Source organism: Streptomyces sp. NPDC021093, from assembly GCF_044333135.1.
Taxonomy (GTDB): domain Bacteria; phylum Actinomycetota; class Actinomycetes; order Streptomycetales; family Streptomycetaceae; genus Streptomyces.
Genome location: NZ_JBIRQJ010000008.1, coordinates 182360 through 200929 on the forward strand (window position 1 = coordinate 182360; position 18570 = coordinate 200929).

Sequence of the window (18570 nt, forward strand, 5' to 3'; positions counted from 1 at the left end):
CTCCCGACACGAACCAGCGGAGACCATGCCGAGATCGTCGTATCTTTCTCGGACCTGCCGCCGGGCGGCCGCGACACCTTCAGAAGGTTCCAAGCCCTCGGCAGACCGGATAGCGTCATCGAGTTTGCACATTTCGGCCCCGTTGGGGCGAGACCGACCCTGGGTGGGTGCCCGATACGGGATGCGGGACGATAACGGCGCTTCCGGGCTCATCCAATAGCTCAGGGGCCGAAGTGCGCATAGCCTGCCCACAGTGACGGCACCCGAGGGTAGCGTCGGCGGAGGACACGGACCGTGGTGTGGAGCGCGTAGGGAGTGCCGCCCGGGTCCGGGAAGTTCGCCCGAATCACTCCGTAGACACCGTCGACGACTTGTGCGGCCACGTCGTCCGCAGCCCTCCACAGAGTGCCGATGACATGGCGGAACCCGATGAGCTGGAACGCTGCGCCCAGGTGCACGGCCTCGTCTGCAAGGTCTGGAGCGCCTCGTGCAGTTTCACACGCCGCGAGGAAGGCGAGGTCACCGTCGTCCGTGTGCAGCCGAGCGAGATCTCGGATGCTCACCTGGCCGTCGTAGGCGATGAGGTGACTGTCGGAGGGGCGGCCGATGTCGGTCAGTGCGTGGCAGGCGATATGAACCCAACGGTGCTGGGGCAGGTGGTCCAGGATGCTCTTCCGCGTCGCGGCTCCGTCAACCAAGGGGGTGGCATCGGGAAACCACTGCGCGAGTGTTGCGGCTTCCCGCTCCGCGCCGAGAAGCTCCTTCAAGGCGCGTGACCTTGACTGGGCAACGAGCAGCATTCTCGGTTCCACCGTGGTGCTGGTGGGGGCCGCGGAGGGTTGTCGGGATTCACTGAGCATTCTGAGGGTGGGGGCGTACGAGGATACGACGCAGTCCAACGCGTTCTCGCCGCGACGGCTGGTGCCTGCCGCGTGGAGAGGCAGGAAGTTGAGCGGCCCGGTGGGGGACCACCACAGGCGCGGCCACGCGGAAGAGGCATCCGGCTCGCGCGGGCCGAGCCCCAGGTGATGGAGAACCGGGTGCACCAGTGCCGACCAAAGCCAGTCGAGCGTCGCAGTCACTGTTGCTTCCGCTTCCAACTGTGCTTCTGGTTCGACCGAACTGTCCGTGGGCTGTGTGACGGCGGAGTGAAATGCGATCGCCCGGTTTTTGACCTCCGCCAGCACGAGATCGTCGAGGCGCAGCACTTCGATGCCGCCGTTCACCAGGAGCACGGCGTCGCTTCTGCCGGCGCCGAGGTTGATGAGTGCGATCGGTCCGGCGTCGGACAGTCCGGTCAGCTCGTCGACGTCCGGTGGCAGGTGGAAGCGCTTCAGCGGAGTCGTCTCACGGATGCGGAGAATCAGTTTCCGATGCTCGGCTGCGAGACGGTGTTGGTGGTCGGCCGACCAACGGGAAACCGCTTCACCGGGTTGGTCGACGATCGCGTGTGTGCTCCTCGCGTAGCTGTTGAGATCCCGGTCAATGCGGGCAAGGGCGTCGGCCAACTCGTGATCGTGTCGTCGTACGAGATCCGGGCCGGCTCGTCGGTTCAGCATTTCCGCGATCAGCACGCCGCGTCCGGCTTCCAGGAAGCTCACAGCTCGTGGCAAGTCGTCGCCTGCGATGGCGCACTCGGCGGCATCGTGAGCCAAGCCCTCCAGACGGCTCAGTTGATGTTCCTGGTCGCTTCTGTGGAGTTGGCCTGGTCCCACCGTTTCCAGCAGTTCGAACAGCAACTCGTAGGCGGGGAAGGCCTCCTTCGGCCGTTTCATATTCAATGCCGTGATCACCCATCGGTTGGCTGCCATAATCCGCGTGAAAGGTAGGCACGACGTGTCGCGTGCTGCGGCTGACAACAGCTCGATGGCACGCCGCGCGTCGGGAGTCTCTACACGGTTGACCGAGAACTTTTCAGGGCCGCCGACACTGATGATCTTGTGTATGTGACGGGAGCTCAGCGCCTGACCGAGGGATATGGCGTACGCGGACGGGATAGTCTGGTCCTGATACGGGGCTACCGCTGCTTCGAGATGCGCGATCGCCTGTTCCAGATCCGCTGGATCGTCGTGCAGCTGACTGCGATGCAGGAATGCGCTGCCGATCTGGAAATGTTCCCGGGGCGCCATCACCTGGAACTTTCCCGGGACTTGCTCCGGCTGCAGTATCTCGAAGACCTCGGTCAGATCGGAGGGGTCGCGGACCGCCGACCAGCGGGTGAGCAGGGTATTGGTCAGGCGCAGGTCCGTTCGGCGCCGGAGGGCGGCCGAACCGTCCTTGGCGCGCACTCGGCGGAGCAGGTCTACCGCCTTGTTCAGGGCTGGTACGCCACCCCGGACGTGGAACCAGATGACCAAGGTGTCAGCCAAGCTCAGGGCCTGTTCGGGCCAGGCGGCCTGGTTTGCAGGATGGGCCACGGCCTGTCCTTGAAGCACCAGTGCCTCCCGCAGGTAGTCCACGTCGAGGCCGGAGCGCGAAGCGCGGTCGCAGAGTGCTTTGCCCAGGCTTCCCAGGACGATGGGGAGGTAGGGGTCGTTCGGCGGCGTGTAGGAGCGTGCCGCCCGCAGCTGCCCGATGGCCTCGTCCAGTACGACGTCACCGTCGCTCAGCGACGCCTTGGCCAGGAGGGCGAGCCCCAGATTGGTGTGCTCGGTTGACCAGTTGACGGACGTCTCGTCGAGCAGGTCCATGGCGGCGCGCAGCGTGGCGATCGCCTCGTCCAGTACGGCCGGGTCTCTCTGGAACTCGTACCGCGCCAGGAGCGTGGTGCCGAGGGCGCCCAGGGAGAATTGACGGGTGGGCACTGTCTTCGACTGTTCCACGGCCAGTCGGCCATGCGCTTCCGCCTCAGCGAGGCGTGCGTCCGTGTCGGCGAGCCGGGCCAGGAGACGTACCGCGATGCCGAGTTCGGTCAAGGCGTGCGCATCGTGGGGATGTGCCTGGACAGCTCGACGCAACAGGACGACGGCCCGATCTAGCAGAGCGGGGTCGCCGTGGTACTCGTAGGCCCAGCGAAGCTGACGGCCGTGTTCCGCCGGATCGTCGCGGGACCCGTGGTGTGCCACTGTGGCCCCGCCTGCGTCCGACGGTTTTTCCGGGCGGGACTTCGAGGCATCCATGCTGCCGTTCGCAGGGGATCCGTCCGCCGAGAGTGGGTGAAAGACGGAGGGAAGGCTGATCTCACGGGTGAGGGACTGTCGCACGCCCAGGGCGTGCCGCAGAGCGACATCGGCCAGCTCCTGCTCCGGCCCTGTCGGGACGCGTGCCACAGCTTCTCGAAGGCATTCCACCGCCTGATCGAGGACCTCTATGTCTCCGCTGGCCATCTCGAACCGGGCCACCAGCGTCTGCCCCCGTCCCAGAAATGCTCTTCCCTCACCCGTGATCGACGCCAGATGCTGGTACCGCAGGGCGAGTTCGGCAAGCGTCCCGTCCATGGCGAATCGTGCTGACTCTTCGCGGAGGAGCTCGATCAGCGAGGTGACGATGTGCACTTCTTCATCGGGTGTCCTGTTGGGCCTGTCGGCAAGGGAAGCACGCAAGGTGCTCATCCTCGTGCGCCGTTCCAGGAGACCCCAGGTTTCTTCCGGGACATCGCTCGGGTCGATGGTGTAGAGGGGTTCGAACAGATGCAGCGCGTCCTGCAGGTCCTCCAACGCCGCGCGGGACGCCGCCAGTTGCTGCAGATACCGGCACCAGTGGGCGTACCCCGCAGCGCGCAACAATTGAAGGGGGGCTTGGCTCGCCCTAAACCAAGTCAGCTGAATGTGGTAGCACAACGTCTCCAGTTCATCGGTGGCTTCCTGCGTCATCAGGTCCGTGCGAGAAGGGTCTTCGCCAAAACCCGTCACGCGTGGCATCAGCCGCTCGTACGCTTCGGTTACATCCATCGAGGCCCCCTGCTTCACTGGTCGCGGCGCCACACCTCCAGGATGGCCCTCCGCGGCGCCTACGGGCTCGGCGTTCGGCGAATTTGCGGACAGGACGGAGTCTTCGATGAATGGAACGGTCCCGTACAGCGTTGAAGTGTTCTGCCGCTACTACTCACTGCTGTCCCAGGTGCTCGACACCCCCGAACAGCAGAACGCTCTGGATGCAGCGCGCGAAGCCGCGCGACGCGGCGACGACCTGGGCGCGGCGATCCGTGGCGTCCTCGTCACCGTCCCGGCGCCCGAGCCTGCGGCCGAGGAGGACGATCCCGACGTCGCACCGTTGACGGAACTGCTGCGTCGCATCGGTATCGCCTACCGTGAAGCTGACCGCTACGGCCGTTCGGACACACTGGGCGACGGTGGGGGCCAAGCCGTGCCGGAGATCTTCCAATGTCCTGCCCGCCGCTGCACACGCGTGTGGGTGCGTGAGCCAGGCCGACAGACGCCGGAGTGCCACCTTGACGATCGCCCGCTGCTCGAACGAGGAGCGACCCCGTGACGGTGTTCCTGTCCGAACTGGGCAAGAAACTCGCGGACAAATGGCTCACCCTGCTCGTACTGCCAGGCCTGATGTTCCTCGGCACACTGGCGGCGGCGCTACTTGTGGGCCACACACACTGGCACGACATCGGGAAGCTGAGGTCAGGCCTTGAGCGTGCGGTCGGCACCGCACCTCGCCCGGCGGTCGAAGTCGGCCTTGCAGCGGTGGGCCTGTTGCTGCTGGCCGCAGCCGCCGGCCTACTGGCAAGGGCCCTGGCCGCGGTCGTGGAGAGCGTCTGGGTGGGGCAGTGGCCGAGCGTTCTGTCGGACGCGAGTCTCACTCTGTCCAAGCGACGGCACCGGTGGCAGAGCGCGTCACGACATTTCAACCTCGAAGCGCTCAAGCCCGCCACCGAGCAGGACGAGGAGGAACTGCATCATCAGGCTGCCGTGCGCGCACGCATCGGCCTCGCGGAACCCTGCAAGGGAACGTGGATGGCCGACCGTCTCGCCGCGGTGGAAACGCGCGTACGTGTGGACCACGGACTGGATCTGCCGTTCGTCTGGCCTCGCATGTGGCTCGTGCTGCCCGACGGAGTGCGCACAGAACTTGCCCAGTCGCGGATGGCCTTCGATTCCGCCCTGACCCTCGCAGCCTGGGCCATTTGCTACACCGCCGTGGGAATTCTTTGGTGGCCGTCAGCTGTGGCAGGGGCGGTCACCCTGATCGCGGCTCATCGACGAGGCCGCCGGTCGGTGGCCTCACTCACCCTGCTCACTGAAGCAGCCGTCGACCTGTACGCACCCACCCTCGCCGTCCAGTTGGGCCTGGCCACCCAAATGAACCGAATCGACCGAGCACTCGGAGTGCAGATCACAACCCTGTGCCGCAAAGGTTCATGACAGCGAAACAGATTACATCGCGCTGAAGCGTCACCTTGTAGGTGAGGCGACGATGTCAAACCGCCACAGCGCTCCGCCAGAGGTACGGAGCCTGACCGACATGCCCCCGTGTACCCGCACCGGACGGTCCGGTGTATCCCCGCAAGGTGGGCAAGTGCGGGCAAACCTATCCGGTCATAGCGAGAGCGTCCGCCAGTTGGTCGATCCCGTGGGTCTGCCGGGGCAGGGTGCGGAACAGGGCGAGGGCCCGGGTGCGGGTGAGGCCCGTGCGGTAGGAGTCGGGGAGCTCGCCGTATGCCTGGGCGGCGAGGCGGGCGGCTTGTTCGCGGTCTCCGTCGTGGGCCCGGCAGGTGGCCTCGTCGATCGCGATGAGGGCCCGCGTCATGAGCGAGGGTGCCCGCGACAGCTCCAGTGCTCGGGCCTGTGTCTCGTACGCCCGGCCGGTCTCTCCGAGGAGGGTGAGGGCCTGGCTCAGGTGGACGTGGTGTTTCTGCTCCGGGTAGCCGAACCAGGTGTCGGCCTGTTGTTGCGGCGTCAGCCGCTCGGACATCGTCTCGACGTCAGCAACGAAGGTCAGGGCCTTGTCCGTGTGCCCGCCGATCGCGTAGGCCCGGGACGCGACGGCGGAGGCCAGCGCGGCGGCGGCGGACGGCTGCTTGCCCGCCAAGTGCCTCGCCTTCTCCGCGAGTTTGGCGGCGGCCTGCGGGGCTCCGTAGTTCAGCGGCACCATCGCCTCGCGTCCGAGGACCCACGAGTGAAGAAGGCGGTCTCCGGACTCCTCGGCGGCGCGGGCGGCAGTGTGGAACCAGCCGTGGGCCTCGCGGTGCTGCCCGAGGTCGTGGAGGACGATAGCGACCATCCCGGCCATCTGCCCGGTGACGTGGCACATCTGCGTACGGCTCTTGACCGACTGCGGCAAGGCGAGGAGAGGCTTCATGCCGTCCACGTCTGCGAGCAAGTCGGAGAGCACATCGGCAGGGGCCTGCCCGTGGTAGCCGTACCCGTACCGTTCGGCGGTGCTCTCCCAGTAGCCGAGATCGGCGGTGGTGGCGTCGGCGGCGAGGGCGGCGTCGATGTCGTGGCGGGTGGTCGTTAAAGCGGCGAGCCCGGAACCTGCCAGACCGGCAGCGAGCGCGCCGCGAAGTACGTCGCGGCGCTTCATGGGGTCGTCTCCGTCTCCATCTGATCGTTGGTACGCGGGAGTTGATGACTCCCACGGCCTTGCTGCCAAGCCTAAGTCGCTGCCCGGAATCCGTAGTCCGTCGCAGACTTTCTCCAGCGATTGCAGGGTGGTGACCGTGCCGTCGCCGCGTGCGAGCTTCCCGACGCGTTCGGCTTTGATCGCGGTCGCTTCGCTCAGCCGGTTGAAGCTGATGCCCGCCTCGTCATGGGCCAGTTGGAAGACGGCACCGATGTCCCGGCGGGTGAGAGCCGCCGCCATGCGGCGGTCTGCCAGCAGCGATGCCGGTAGTGCCGCTGGTGACATCGGATAGTCCATGCCTGCCCCCTCGGTTGGCCGTACCCCCACGGAATGTACCCATCGTGGGGCCCCTTCCTGGGGTTACCGCCGTTAGTCGACGGCCGTTCACTGGACTTGCTTGCCCGATCTTCACCGGCGGTATTCGTGACGCAACGGTCTTGATTGACATGCCCGTTGGCGTCTTCCTTCGAACGAAACGAGGCGACAGTGCCCATGACCGCGCATCCCCGCCACCGGCCGAACCCCGCGCCGGAGGAGAGTCCGGCCAGAGTCGCCGGCCAAGTTGGCCAGACCTCCTCGGCGCCTGCGGCTCCCTTCGTCAGCCACGTCGTTCCGATGCTTCGCGACATCAGCTACGACCACCGGGCCGCCCAGGCCGCCCTTCCGGTCGAGGTCCACTACCGGAACGGCACTACCGTCCCCGCGCTGGTGGTCCTGGACCCCGCCGAGATGGAGCGGTGGCACATGCAGCTCGGCCGGGCCCTGGACGCCCGCGAGAAGGCCCAGGGGCGGCCGTGAGGGGCCGGTTAGCGGACCCGGTCGGCACGGTTCTGACGTGGATGTGGGCGGTCGGTTCCGTTTCCGGCGTCGTCGGGCTGGGGGTTCTCGTCGGCGACGAGCTCTCCCGCACCGGCACAGATCTGGCGGGCCCGGCGCTGACCGCGCCGGACACCGCCCCGGACGAGACAGCAGGGGACACGGCATGACGATCACCGCGACGACGCCCGAGACCGGTGTGCTGCTCGCGCATGCAGACGAACTGGTGGAGAAGGCGGCGGCCGGTCTGTTGCCTGGGGCCCCGGTGGCGCTCGGCGTTCACGTCCCGAGCGTCACCGGCTACGTTCGCCGGGTCGAGGTCGGCGGACGGCCCCTCTTCGCGAAGCTCTCGTTCCTCGGTGTCTCCCTGGTCTCCGCACTGCGGGGCGCCTGCGGGACCTGGGACGCAGTACGGGCCGCCCAGGCCGTTTACACGGCCACTCCTGGGGCTCTCCTGGAACGGGAGGCCGCCCAACTCGGCCTGCTGGCGTCGGCGGGCCTGCGAGCCGCCCACGTCGTCGGGTACGGCGGCGGGGTGTTGTTCACTGAGCCGGTCGAGGGGCCGACCCTCGGGGACCTGGTGGCCGCCGAGCCGCACCGGACTGCCGAGCTGATGACCGGCGTCCGCCGGGAACTGGCCCTGCTGCAGCGGCCCGACATCGTCGGTCGGGTCGAGGGAATGGCGATCCGGGAGAGGTCGATTGACGCGACGTTCGGCCGGAAGTTCAACGGCATCAGCGGCACCACCTACCTCGCTCAGTCTCCCGAGCACGCCCCCGTGCTCACGGAGGTGGTCGCCCGGCTGCGACGGCTGCGGCTCACCCCGGCCGAGCGGCGGCAGGTCTCCTTCGGCGACCTGAAACCTGAGCACGCCGTGTTCCCTGACGGGCCGGGCGGGCGACCGGTGTTCCTCGACCCCGGCCTGTCCCTCACCCACCCCTGTGCGGACACCGCGAAGCTCGTCTCTCGCATGATCCTCGGGCTCATTCCCCGGCCGCCCACGGTGGCCCAGGCGGCGGCGACGCTGTCTGGGATCGGAGCGTTCGTCGACACCGCGACCGGCGGCCTGAGCCCGGAGGCACGGGCGGCCTGGCTGCGGCACCTGGTCGTGCTGTGGCTGATGGACACCACGAACATCCTCACCACCTACCTCACCGCCCCGCCCGGACTGCCGCTGCCCGAACGGGCCACACGGCCGCCGTCCGGCGGGCCGGGCCGCTGTGCACACTCCTGGACCGGGCCTCGGCCGCCCTGGCGGCGGGCACGGACCCGCGTGCCGTCTGGCGGCTCGCCCTGTCCGACGCGGCGGCGGCCCGGCGATGACCGGCCGGATGTCGGTGGGGGTGATCGGAGCCGGGGCGGTCGGCCACACCGTCGCAACCCTGCTGACCGCGTCCGACTGGTGCGGCCTCGTACGGATCGCCTCCGGCAGTGACCGCTCCGCCGCCGCCCTCGTGGCTGACCTGGAGGACATGCAGCAGGTCACCGGGTCCCCCGTACGGGCACAGATCGCCGACGTCCCCGACATGGCCGACTGCGACGCCGTGGTGGTGTGTCCAAGGGCGAAGTTCACCAACACCGCCCGCCGCGACGTGCGGATGGCCGGACTTGCCGCGCACGCCCCCGTCATCACCGCTCTGGGCCGTCAGCTCGGCGGATATACCGGCACGGTGATCGTGGTGACGAACCCCGTTGACGTGATGACCCGCCTGTTCGCCGAAGCCTCTCAAGCCGGGCGGGTGTTCGGGGTCGGCTCCAACACCGACACCGCCCGCTACCGGCTCACCCTCGCCCGCCTCTTGTGCGTGCCCGTGGAGGCCGTGGAGGGGCACGTGATCGGCGAGCACGGCGACGCCGCCGTGGTCTGCGCCTCCGCGACCCGCGTCGGCGGGCTGCCTGTCGCCGTCCCTCTGCGGGCCGTGCACGACGAGCTGTCAGCCCGGCCCCGCCGGATCAACACAGGCCTCGGGCGGGCCCGGTCCGGCCCTGCAGGGGCCGTGATGGCCGCCCTGCGGGCGGCCCTCGGACTCACCGACGGGGTGCTGGAACTGTGCGTCGGTCACGACGAGAACTGGTCGGCAATGCCGTTGCAGTTCACCGCCGGTCAGCCGACCGTCATCGTGCCCGAACTCGACCATGCCGAACGGCGGCTCCTCGCTGCCGCCGAGACCAAACTCCACACCGCGTACAAGACCGTCCCGACCCTCAGCCAAGGAGAGCCCCAGCAGTGACGACCACCCACGCCACCCGCATCACCGCCGCCGCACACGACGTCACCGTGACCAGCACCAGCAAGGAGGTCACGGACTGGGCCCTGCGGTACTTCGGCCCCTGGTGGAATGCCGTCGACGTCACCGACGCGGACGAGCCGGAGGGCGGGCCGGTAGTGGCCGCCGACGTGGACGAGGACCAGATGGTGATTCTCACCGAGCAGATCGCCGCGCGCCCGGCCGTGGAGGAGGTCGTCTACGCGAACTCGCTGCTGCGGTACGTGCGGGACGGCGACGTGGTCATCGCCACCCAGCCCCGCGACCAGCTCGCCTACCGGTACGAGCCCGGCCACCTCCGCGTCGCCGGGGCACAGGAGACCCCGGTGGCGTTGGCCGCTGCCCGCCTCGCCCGGGAGATCCTGCGTGGGAGCCTTCTGGCCGACGGCTGGTCAATCCTCCATGCCTCCGCCGTCACACGCGAGGGTGAAACCGTCCTGACCCTTGGCGGGAAGGGGGCGGGGAAGACGACCACGGCCCTCCTGCTGGCCCGTTCTGGATGGGGGCTGCTGGCGAACGACCGGGTATTCGTGAAGCCTGACGGCCATGGCGGGGTGCAGGTTCTCCCGTGGCCGTTGGCCGCCGCAGTCGGCCTCGGTTTCCTCGACGCCGCCGGACTCTACGACGGCGTCCGGAACCGGGTCCTGGCCGGGGAGTCCCTGCACCCGACGCAGGACCCGAAGGTCACCGCCGCCCTGCACGACGGCCGCCGGGCTGCGATCCGCCGTGACGACGGCAAGGAACTGAAGCCCCAGTTCTTCCCCGACCAGCTCGCCTCCTGGCTCGGCCTCACCCTCTCCACCCACGGCCGAGCCGCCCGCGTCCTGTTCCCCACGGTCAACAAGGCCGCCACCCCGGCCCTGGTCAACAACAGCCGGGCCCTCGGCGAGGGCGACTTGTTCACCGCGTCCACGGAGGACCGCTACCCGGACGTCTTCGGCCTCGCGCCCGCCCCCGGCAAGGCGGCCTCCAACGCCTCCACCACGCTCGCCTTCCTGGCCGAACTGCCACACCACAGCATCAGCCTGGGCCACGACGTGCAGACCAACACCGACTTCCTCGCCCAGCTGACCGACCACTGAACCGCGGCAGGTGACCCGAAGCACCTGCGCCGGCCAGGTGCTCGGCGCCACCTCCCCACCCCATGAACCGGGGCGAAGCCTCGCCGAGACCGCAAGCACGACGAACAGAAAGGGCACCCCATGGACGACCTCATGCCGCCTGCGAAGCGCACCACCCGAGCAGACCGCCTGTTCACCACGAAGGCACACCGACGGGTTCAGACCCCCGGTGAGTGCCACGAGTACAAGAAGACCTCCGGGTCGTCCGACGGCGCGAAGACGTACGACACCACCGCCACCTGATCCGCCCCGTTCGCCCGGTGGGTGCGCCCACGACGCACCCACCGGGCCCTCTTCGGAAGGCACACATGATCAAGCTGCGTCTGACCCCGTACGCGAACACCATATGGACCCGGGCCCCGCCACCGCCCTCTACCGCACCGCCGACGGCCGGAGCGAGGTCGCCCCGTTGGATCACCCGATGCTCGAACGTCTCGCGCTCACCGAAGGTACTCGAGCCCTGGTCGTCGTACGGGAGCGTGCTCCCTGGGCCCTGGCCGTGCTCCACTTGGCCGTCACCGTCATCAAGCGCAGTGACAATGCCAGAGGTTTCGTGGCGCTGCCCCGCATTCTGTGGAATCTGATCTGTCGACCCTGCCCCTCGGCCCACGCGCGGGACGGAGGCCACCGGCCCTCAAAGTCGCGAACTGCTCACCCGGGTGTTACCCAGTGTCGTAGATCCGGCAGAAGGAGCTCCTGAAGCGGGGCCTTGACAAGGCACTCCTGCACCTTGATCTCCGTTCCGCTCTCCAGAAGTCGCACTGCAGCTACCATGCGATGATTTCCATCGAGTAGAAGTCGCTGATGCGATGGCAGCGCGATGCTAGAGACGCAAATCGTGGTATGAGTGCCATCAGTCTGGCCATGCGAAGCGAGCCAGTCCTGAGTCTGTGCTATTCGACGCTGCCGATTCTCTCCTACCCCGCCAGAAAATTCAGCAGCGCGAACTACAGAGAGTGGCGCCCCACTCGGATCATCCCATGGAACTTCATGCTCTTCGGAACTGACGTACCAGGGTGTGAAATAATGTTCGATTTCGTCTGCTCGCGTTACTCGAAAAGTGGATATCTCAACGCTTGCAGACCCTTCATTCGCTTGACTCAGAAACAATTCCCAGTTGAAGTTTACCCGAATTATATTCTCGCCCGACGTGTAATTGTTGCAAAATGCTTGCGGCGAGACGTTAGGGGGGTTGCTCAGGCTCAAGAATTCCTCCACCATGCACTCCAGGCCCTCCATTATGTGGCGATGCTCTGATGCGCATCGCCGCTTCCTTAGTCGGAGATCCTCTTTGAGTGTTTCGGCTACCTGTTTAAATACCAGCCAATCCTCTGGCGACCATGCCTGGTAGGCGCTAAGAGTTTTCGCTGCAAACTGCTCCATGGTTTCCATGGTTCGCTTTAGGCTAACCAAATACTCACGCTGCATTGCGGGACGTGCCAGTCCTAGGAGACTGAGCCCGGCCCGGGCGTCCAGGAAAGCTTGACAGAACAGCTCGGAACCCGACCTCCCTTTCCTTTTTATGGCACTTGCCTCTCCGGAAAAGACGGCAATCTTTTCCGTCATTTCGAGATCCGCCAAAGCTTCCTGTATTTTTTGTTGGCGGCTGGCCAGCATGCCACCGACAATGGTTATTGCGAGTCCCAGAACCACATTCGTGGCCCAGTCTGAAAGGGACCACTCTTGGTCAAATTTCGCCAATCCTAAATTGATCACTACTGCGACTGCTGGGACTATGAGTAGAGGTAAGTACTCTCGGACAGTGCGGATTTTCATGCATCCCCCTCGCTGTAGATTCCCAGATGGCTAGATCGCGAATCCATCGGTTTCGTGGTACGTCAAGCGGGCAACGTCAGGGGACGGAGGGAGCGTTTCTCTACGCAGGGTTCTCGGGTCCAGGCCGACTGTCCCCGCCGAGCACCACGGCCGGATCTCCCTGGTGCTGACCTCACCGCCGTACGGCAACACCGTCCACGGCCAGGTCCGCTCCACCCGCGAATCCGGGGAGCGCGGCGTGACGAAGAAGGACTACCGCTACAGCCGTGACCCCCACAACCTTGCCCACGTCGGCCTCGACCGCCTCCTCGAAGCCTTCACCGAGATCCTCACCGAATGCCGCCACCTCCTGCGCCCCGGCGGCACCGCCGTCATCACCACCCGCCCCTGGCGCGAACGCGGCGAACTCGTCGACCTCCCCACCGCCGCTCTCGCCGCCGGAGAAGCCGCCGGCCTCATCCCCGCCGAGCGCAACGTCGCCCTCCTCGCCGGAATCCGCGACAGCCGCCTCATCGCCCGCCCCTCCTTCTTTCAGATGACCAACACCCGCGACGCCCGCAACCGCGGCATCCCCCTCCACGTCGTCCAGCACGAAGACGTCCTCGTCCTCACCAAGCCCGGAAGGGCGGTGAGTTCCGGCGAGCCCAAGGGCGGTTGGGGGGAACCGAGGGGCTCAGCCTCGTCAATTCCGTGTGTCGGGCGTGAGGTTCGGCCCAAGCCTTGACGTCCGGCACCGGCGACCATGGCACGTACCCGCAACTGTGCCGAAGGAGCCCGCGATGGACGGTGCTGACCGGCCGATCGGCAGTCTGTTCTCCGGCGTGGGTGGTCTCGATCTCGGCGTGATGGCGGCGCTCGGGGGCGGCCTCGCCTGGCACGCCGAGAACAACGAGCATGCAGTACACGTCCTGTCGCGACACTGGCCTCACGTCCCTAACCTTGGCGACGTACGAAACATCAACTGGCACCAAGCCGACCCCGACCCCGACGGCGAACCTGGGCGGGATCGGTGGCTCCCAGCACCCGGACAAGCGCAAAGCGGGCGGCCATGGCCCGTCCCTCGCCCACGAGGTGGTGCACCTGCTACCCACTCCGAGAGCGAGCGACGGCTCGAAGGGGTCACCGAATCAGTGCTACCGCAACGGCAGCCCCACCCTGGCCTCCACCGCCGGGGCTCTCGCCCCGTCGGCCACGTTGCCCCAGGGCCCCAAGATGCTTCTGCCCACCCCGACCTCCTCGGACGGCAACGGTGGTGCCGGCACCACCCCGAAGCGCAAAGGCGGCATGAACCTCCGCACCGCCGTTACTCACCTGCCCACTGGTGGGGCCCCTACCTCCCCGCCATCAGAGGCTGGGAACACGTGACCGGACACCCCGCGCCCCCGCCCACCATCCCCGGCACGCGACGTCTCGCTCCGTCTCTGGTCGAGTGGATGATGGGCCTCCCCGAAGGCTGGGCCACCGCTGAGGAAGGACTCTCCCGCGCTACCCAACTCCATCTCCTCGGCAACAGTGTCGTCCCTCAGCAGGCTGCCCATGCTGTGCGCACCTTGCTGCGTGAACGCACTCCGCTACGGGACTGCCCAGGTTTTCAGAGCGCGGAGTCAAGGGGGACAGAGCATGAGTGACCTTTCGACGTCGGGGGAGAGCGGCTCGAACGAGGGGAAGACGCCGGAGGCTTCCACCTTTCCCAGAAGGAGACCGTCCCAAGCCCACAGGGCAAGCCGGTCGTGCCAGCCCCGAACCCGCAGTGGTAGGCGTGGCAGAGGAGGCGACCTCCCCGGTAGCCGCGAGCGGCTTCCCGCGCCGGTCGGCGGAGTCCTGAGGCCGAGGCTCTTGATACCGGGGAGGCCAGAGGTGGTTGGGTGGACCCTCATGACGGATGAATCGTCCGTCATGGAGCAGGTCGTGCAGAACTGTGCTCTGTCCCAGCCTCCGCCTCATAAGTCGGAGAAATGGAAGTGGCAGATCAATTTGCACGCGAAGCGGCTGGAGTTGTTGCTCTCGCCGGACAGGCCCGTGCAACTGACCGTGGGCGAGAGGCATCACTGCGATGGGATTTCGTTCCTCACCCCATCTGAACGCGAAGGCAACTCATGCGGGTGTCCGGGGCATTTGATGCGATGTCGTGCCGATGGGGCACTTTCCCGGATGAGCCCGTTCGCGAGGGTTTCCTTCGCTCTCGACATGGTCGATTGGCCCGGGAGCTTCAGGTTCGACTGGGCCGCCTGGGACTTTGCGCTGAGACTTCCGGCCATCAGCCGGCAGATCGCGGAAGTCCCAGGCCCAGTGCTTGCTGAACTGGTCATTCGCTCTGCGGCTTCGGAATCAGCCGGTGGAATCCGAGTGGCTTGGAACTACCCCTGTCTGTCCTTGCTGCGAGGTGATCGATACGGGATAGCGACTCCGGGGTGAATTCCGTCTGAGGTGCGCACACTTCATCACGCCGGGAGTAAACGGATGTGTGGCCGATGAAGCGGGGGTACCGTGGGGTCACCCCGGGATGGGTTGTTCCGTAGGGTCAGTGAGGGCTCATGCCGTCAGAATTGTGACCCGCAACATACGGACGAAAAAGCCCCTCCTGCACCACCGACACGAGCAGCTGCCCGTCCCGGTCGTAGATCCGGCCGCGCGCCAGGCCCCGCCCGCCGGTCGCGATCGGCGACTCCTGGTCGTACAGGAACCACTCGTCCGCCCGGAACGGCCGGTGGAACCACATGGCGTGGTCAAGCGAGGCGATGTCGAAGTTCCGCGAACCCCACAGCGGCTCCACCGGCAGCCGCACCGCGTCGAGGAGCGTCGTGTCGCTCGCGTACGCCAGCGCGCAGGTGTGCACCAGCTGGTCGTCGCCGAGCGGCCCGACCGCGCGCATCCACACCGCGCTGCGCGGCTCCGCGCCCTCGATCTCCTCGCGCGTCCAGCGCAGCCCGTCCACGTAACGGATGTCGAAGGGCTGGCGGCGCGCGATGCGCTCCAGGGCGTCCGGGAGGGCGCCCAGGTGCTCGCGGATCTCGTCGGCGACGCTCGGCAGCGACTCCGGGTCGGGGACCTCGCGGCGCGGCGGCAACTGGTGCTCGATGCCGCCCTCCTCCGGCTTGTGGAAGGACGCCGTCAGGTTGAAGATCGTGCGGCCCTGCTGGACGGCCGTGACCCGCCGGGTGGTGAAGGAACGCCCGTCGCGCACCCGCTCCACCTGGTAGACGATCGGCACCCCCGGGCGGCCGGGACGCAGGAAGTACGCGTGCAGCGAGTGCACCGGGCGATCGCCGTCCGTGGTGCGGCCCGCGGCGACCAGCGCCTGGCCCGCGACCTGCCCGCCGAAGACCCGCTGGAGGTGCTCCTGCGGGCTGCGGCCACGGAAGATGTTGACCTCGATCTGCTCCAGGTCGAGCAGATCGACGAGTCTCTCGGCGGGGTTCGTCATGGCGGTTGCTCCTCTTCCGTGCCTCTCGGCGGCCTGGTTCCGTGCCTCTAGACCTGGCCGAGCTGGCCGACCGAGGTGACCCGGACGACCGCCCGCGCCTCCTCGTCCGAGGCCGCCAGGTCGACCTCGGCGCTGATGCCCCAGTCGTGGTCGTCGCTCGGGTCGTCGAAGATCTGCCGGACCCGCCACAGCCCGTGCGGCTTGTCCTCCTCGATGAGCAGCAGCTTGGGGCCGCGCGCGTCGGGTCCCGTGCCGAGCTCCTCGTGCTCGTCCCAGTAGTCGTCCATCGCCTCGCCCCACCTGTCCTCGTCCCAGCCGGACTCGGCGTCCAGCTCGCCGAGCGCGCGGACGTTGTCCAGGGCGGCCAGCTCGACGCGGCGGAACATGGCGTTGCGCACGAGGACCCGGAAGGCCCGCGCGTTCGACGTGACCGGCTTGACCTGGTCGGCCTTCTCCTGCGCCTGCTCCGCCGTCTCGATCTCCGGGTTCGCCAGCTGCTCCCACTCGTCGAGCAGCGAGGAGTCGACCTGGCGCACCAGCTCGCCGAGCCAGGCGATCAGGTCCTGGAGGTCCTCCGACTTGAGGTCGTCGGGGATGGTGTGCTCCAGGGCCTTGTACGCGCCCGCGAGATAGCGCAGCACGATGCCCTCGGTGCGCGCCAGCTCGTAGTGCGAGGTGAACTCGGCGAAGGTCATGGCCCGTTCGTACATGTCACGGACGACCGACTTCGGCGACACCGGGTGGTCGCCGACCCACGGGTGGCTCTTGCGGTACACGTCGTACGCGTGCCACAGCAGTTCGTCCAGCGGCTTGGGGTACGAGACGTCCTGGAGGAGCTCCATCCGCTCCTCGTACTCGATGCCGTCCGCCTTCATCTGGCCGACCGCCTCGCCGCGCGCCTTGTTCTGCTGCGCGCCCAGGATCTGCCGGGGATCGTCGAGGGTGGACTCCACGACGGACACCATGTCGAGCGCGTACGAAGGCGACTCGGGGTCCAGCAGGTCGAACGCGGCCAGCGCGAACGTCGACAGCGGCTGGTTCAGCGCGAAGTCCTGCTGGAGGTCGACCGTCAGCCGGACGATCCGGCCCTCGGCGTCCGGCGTCTCCAGCTGCTCCACCACACCGCCGTCGAGCAGCGAGCGGTAGATGGCGATCGCCCGGCGGATGTGCCGCAGCTGCGCCTTGCGCGGCTCGTGGTTGTCCTCCAGGAGGTGCCGCATCGCCTCGAAGGCATTGCCAGGGCGGGCGATGATCGACAGCAGCATGGTGTGCGTGACCCGGAACCGGCTGGTCAGCGGTTCGGGGTCGGAGCCGATCAGCTTGTCGAAGGTGGACTCCGACCAGGCGATGAAGCCCTCGGGGGCCTTCTTGCGGACCACCTTGCGGCGCTTCTTCGGGTCGTCGCCCGCCTTGGCGAGCGCCTTCTCGTTCTCCACGACGTGCTCGGGCGCCTGCGCGACGACGAAACCGGCCGTGTCGAACCCGGCCCGGCCCGCCCGGCCCGCGATCTGGTGGAACTCACGGGCGCGCAGCGTCCGCACCCGCGTCCCGTCGTACTTCGTGAGCGCGGTGAACAGCACCGTCCTGATCGGTACGTTGACGCCGACGCCGAGCGTGTCGGTACCGCAGATGACCTTCAGCAGACCGGCCTGGGCAAGCTTCTCGACCAGGCGGCGGTACTTCGGCAGCATGCCCGCATGGTGCACGCCGATGCCGTGCCGCACGTACCGGGAGAGGTTCTGGCCGAACTTGGTGGTGAAGCGGAAGCTGCCGATCAGATCGGCGATCTTCTCCTTCTCCTCCTTGGTGCACATGTTGATGCTCATCAGCGACTGCGCCCGCTCGACGGCCGCCGCCTGTGTGAAGTGCACGATGTAGACCGGCGACTGCCGGGTGTCGAGCAGCTCGGTCAGCGTCTCGGTGATCGGCGTCATCCGGTACTCGTACGACAGCGGGACCGGCCGCGTCGCGGACCGTACGACCGCCGTGGGGCGCCCGGTCCTGCGGTTAAGGTCCTTCTCGAACATCGAGACGTCGCCGAGCGTCGCCGACATCAGGATGAACTGCGCCTGCGGCAGCTCCAGGATCGGGATCTGCCAGGCCCAGCCGCGGTCCGCCTCCGCGTAGAAGTGGAACTCGTCCATCACGACCTGGCCGATGTCGGCGTCCTTGCCGTCGCGCAGCGCGATCGAGGCGAGGATCTCTGCGGTGCAGGCGATGACCGGGGCGTCCGCGTTCACCGAGGCGTCGCCGGTCAGCATGCCGACGTTCTCCGTGCCGAACAGCTTGCACAGGTCGAAGAACTTCTCCGAGACCAGGGCCTTGATCGGCGCGGTGTAGAAGGTGACCTTGTCCTGGGCCAGTGCGGTGAAGTGCGCACCGGCCGCGACCAGGCTCTTCCCGGATCCGGTCGGCGTGGAAAGAATCACGTTCGCACCGGTGACCACCTCCATCAGCGCCTCTTCCTGCGCCGGGTACAGGGCGATGCCCTGCCCCTCGGCCCAGGTCGAGAAGGCCTCGAAGAGGGTGTCGGGGTCGGCGTTCGGCGGGAGCTGATCGATAAGGGTCACGCCCCCATCTTGCCTGGCGCCGGTACAGATCGGGGAACCGGAGGGTACGTACAAGATCATCCCGGATAGGGTGGCGGGTC

At 67.4% G+C, this 18570-nt stretch carries 14 protein-coding genes; 9 read left to right on the plus strand and 5 right to left on the minus strand.

The features are described from left to right. Positions 1–221 precede the first annotated feature (221 nt). Positions 222–3890: a CHAT domain-containing protein gene (locus tag ACH4SP_RS25885; RefSeq protein ID WP_398417940.1), complete on the minus strand. Its 3669-nt coding sequence runs from the start codon at positions 3888–3890 to the stop codon at positions 222–224. Positions 3891–3996: 106 nt separating this feature from the next. Here ACH4SP_RS25885 and ACH4SP_RS25890 point away from each other — a divergent pair, with 106 nt between their 5' ends. Both ACH4SP_RS25890 and ACH4SP_RS25895 read left to right on the plus strand, forming a co-directional pair. After that, complete coding sequence (locus tag ACH4SP_RS25890; RefSeq protein ID WP_398417941.1) at positions 3997–4431, plus strand: hypothetical protein; 435 nt, start codon at positions 3997–3999, stop codon at positions 4429–4431. Further along, entirely contained in the window at positions 4428–5315 is an 888-nt protein-coding gene (locus ACH4SP_RS25895) for a hypothetical protein (RefSeq protein WP_398417942.1), read from the plus strand. The genes ACH4SP_RS25890 and ACH4SP_RS25895 overlap by 4 nt, the downstream gene beginning before the upstream one ends. A 166-nt stretch (positions 5316–5481) precedes the next feature. Here the strand turns inward: ACH4SP_RS25895 and ACH4SP_RS25900 are convergent, their stop codons facing one another. Next, the gene (locus tag ACH4SP_RS25900; protein ID WP_398417943.1) at positions 5482–6813 is read right to left on the minus strand and encodes a hypothetical protein; all 1332 of its coding nucleotides are present in this window, start codon (positions 6811–6813) and stop codon (positions 5482–5484) included. 318 nt (positions 6814–7131) lie between these two features. Between ACH4SP_RS25900 and ACH4SP_RS25905 the strand changes: the two genes are divergently transcribed. The 6 genes from ACH4SP_RS25905 to ACH4SP_RS25930 all read left to right on the plus strand — a co-directional run bounded on the left by ACH4SP_RS25905 (position 7132) and on the right by ACH4SP_RS25930 (position 10963). After that, the gene (locus ACH4SP_RS25905; RefSeq protein WP_398417944.1) at positions 7132–7314 is read left to right on the plus strand and encodes a hypothetical protein; all 183 of its coding nucleotides are present in this window, start codon (positions 7132–7134) and stop codon (positions 7312–7314) included. Further along, entirely contained in the window at positions 7311–7502 is a 192-nt protein-coding gene (locus ACH4SP_RS25910; protein WP_398417945.1) for a hypothetical protein, read from the plus strand. The genes ACH4SP_RS25905 and ACH4SP_RS25910 overlap by 4 nt, the downstream gene beginning before the upstream one ends. Further along, positions 7499–8767, plus strand: a complete 1269-nt coding sequence (locus tag ACH4SP_RS25915; protein WP_398417946.1) for a hypothetical protein — start codon at positions 7499–7501, stop codon at positions 8765–8767. Before ACH4SP_RS25910 ends, ACH4SP_RS25915 begins: the two co-directional genes overlap by 4 nt. Further along, positions 8676–9563 (plus strand): lactate dehydrogenase, encoded by an 888-nt coding sequence (locus ACH4SP_RS25920; RefSeq protein WP_398417947.1) that lies wholly within the window; start codon positions 8676–8678, stop codon positions 9561–9563. Before ACH4SP_RS25915 ends, ACH4SP_RS25920 begins: the two co-directional genes overlap by 92 nt. Then, complete coding sequence (locus tag ACH4SP_RS25925) at positions 9560–10681, plus strand: hypothetical protein (RefSeq protein WP_398417948.1); 1122 nt, start codon at positions 9560–9562, stop codon at positions 10679–10681. Before ACH4SP_RS25920 ends, ACH4SP_RS25925 begins: the two co-directional genes overlap by 4 nt. 120 nt (positions 10682–10801) lie before the next feature. Further along, entirely contained in the window at positions 10802–10963 is a 162-nt protein-coding gene (locus ACH4SP_RS25930) for a hypothetical protein (RefSeq protein ID WP_398417949.1), read from the plus strand. Positions 10964–11371: 408 nt separating this feature from the next. Here the strand turns inward: ACH4SP_RS25930 and ACH4SP_RS25935 are convergent, their stop codons facing one another. After that, entirely contained in the window at positions 11372–12496 is a 1125-nt protein-coding gene (locus tag ACH4SP_RS25935; protein WP_398417950.1) for a hypothetical protein, read from the minus strand. A gap of 163 nt (positions 12497–12659) precedes the next feature. Between ACH4SP_RS25935 and ACH4SP_RS25940 the strand changes: the two genes are divergently transcribed. Next, on the plus strand, positions 12660–13220 hold the full coding sequence (locus ACH4SP_RS25940; RefSeq protein ID WP_398417951.1) for a hypothetical protein: 561 nt from the start codon (positions 12660–12662) through the stop codon (positions 13218–13220). A gap of 1797 nt (positions 13221–15017) precedes the next feature. Here the strand turns inward: ACH4SP_RS25940 and ACH4SP_RS25945 are convergent. Beyond that, the gene (locus ACH4SP_RS25945) at positions 15018–15920 is read right to left on the minus strand and encodes an acyl-CoA thioesterase (RefSeq protein ID WP_398417952.1); all 903 of its coding nucleotides are present in this window, start codon (positions 15918–15920) and stop codon (positions 15018–15020) included. A gap of 47 nt (positions 15921–15967) precedes the next feature. Further along, positions 15968–18490, minus strand: coding sequence for a DEAD/DEAH box helicase (locus ACH4SP_RS25950; protein ID WP_398417953.1), 2523 nt, complete (start codon positions 18488–18490; stop codon positions 15968–15970). Positions 18491–18570: the final 80 nt, after the last annotated feature.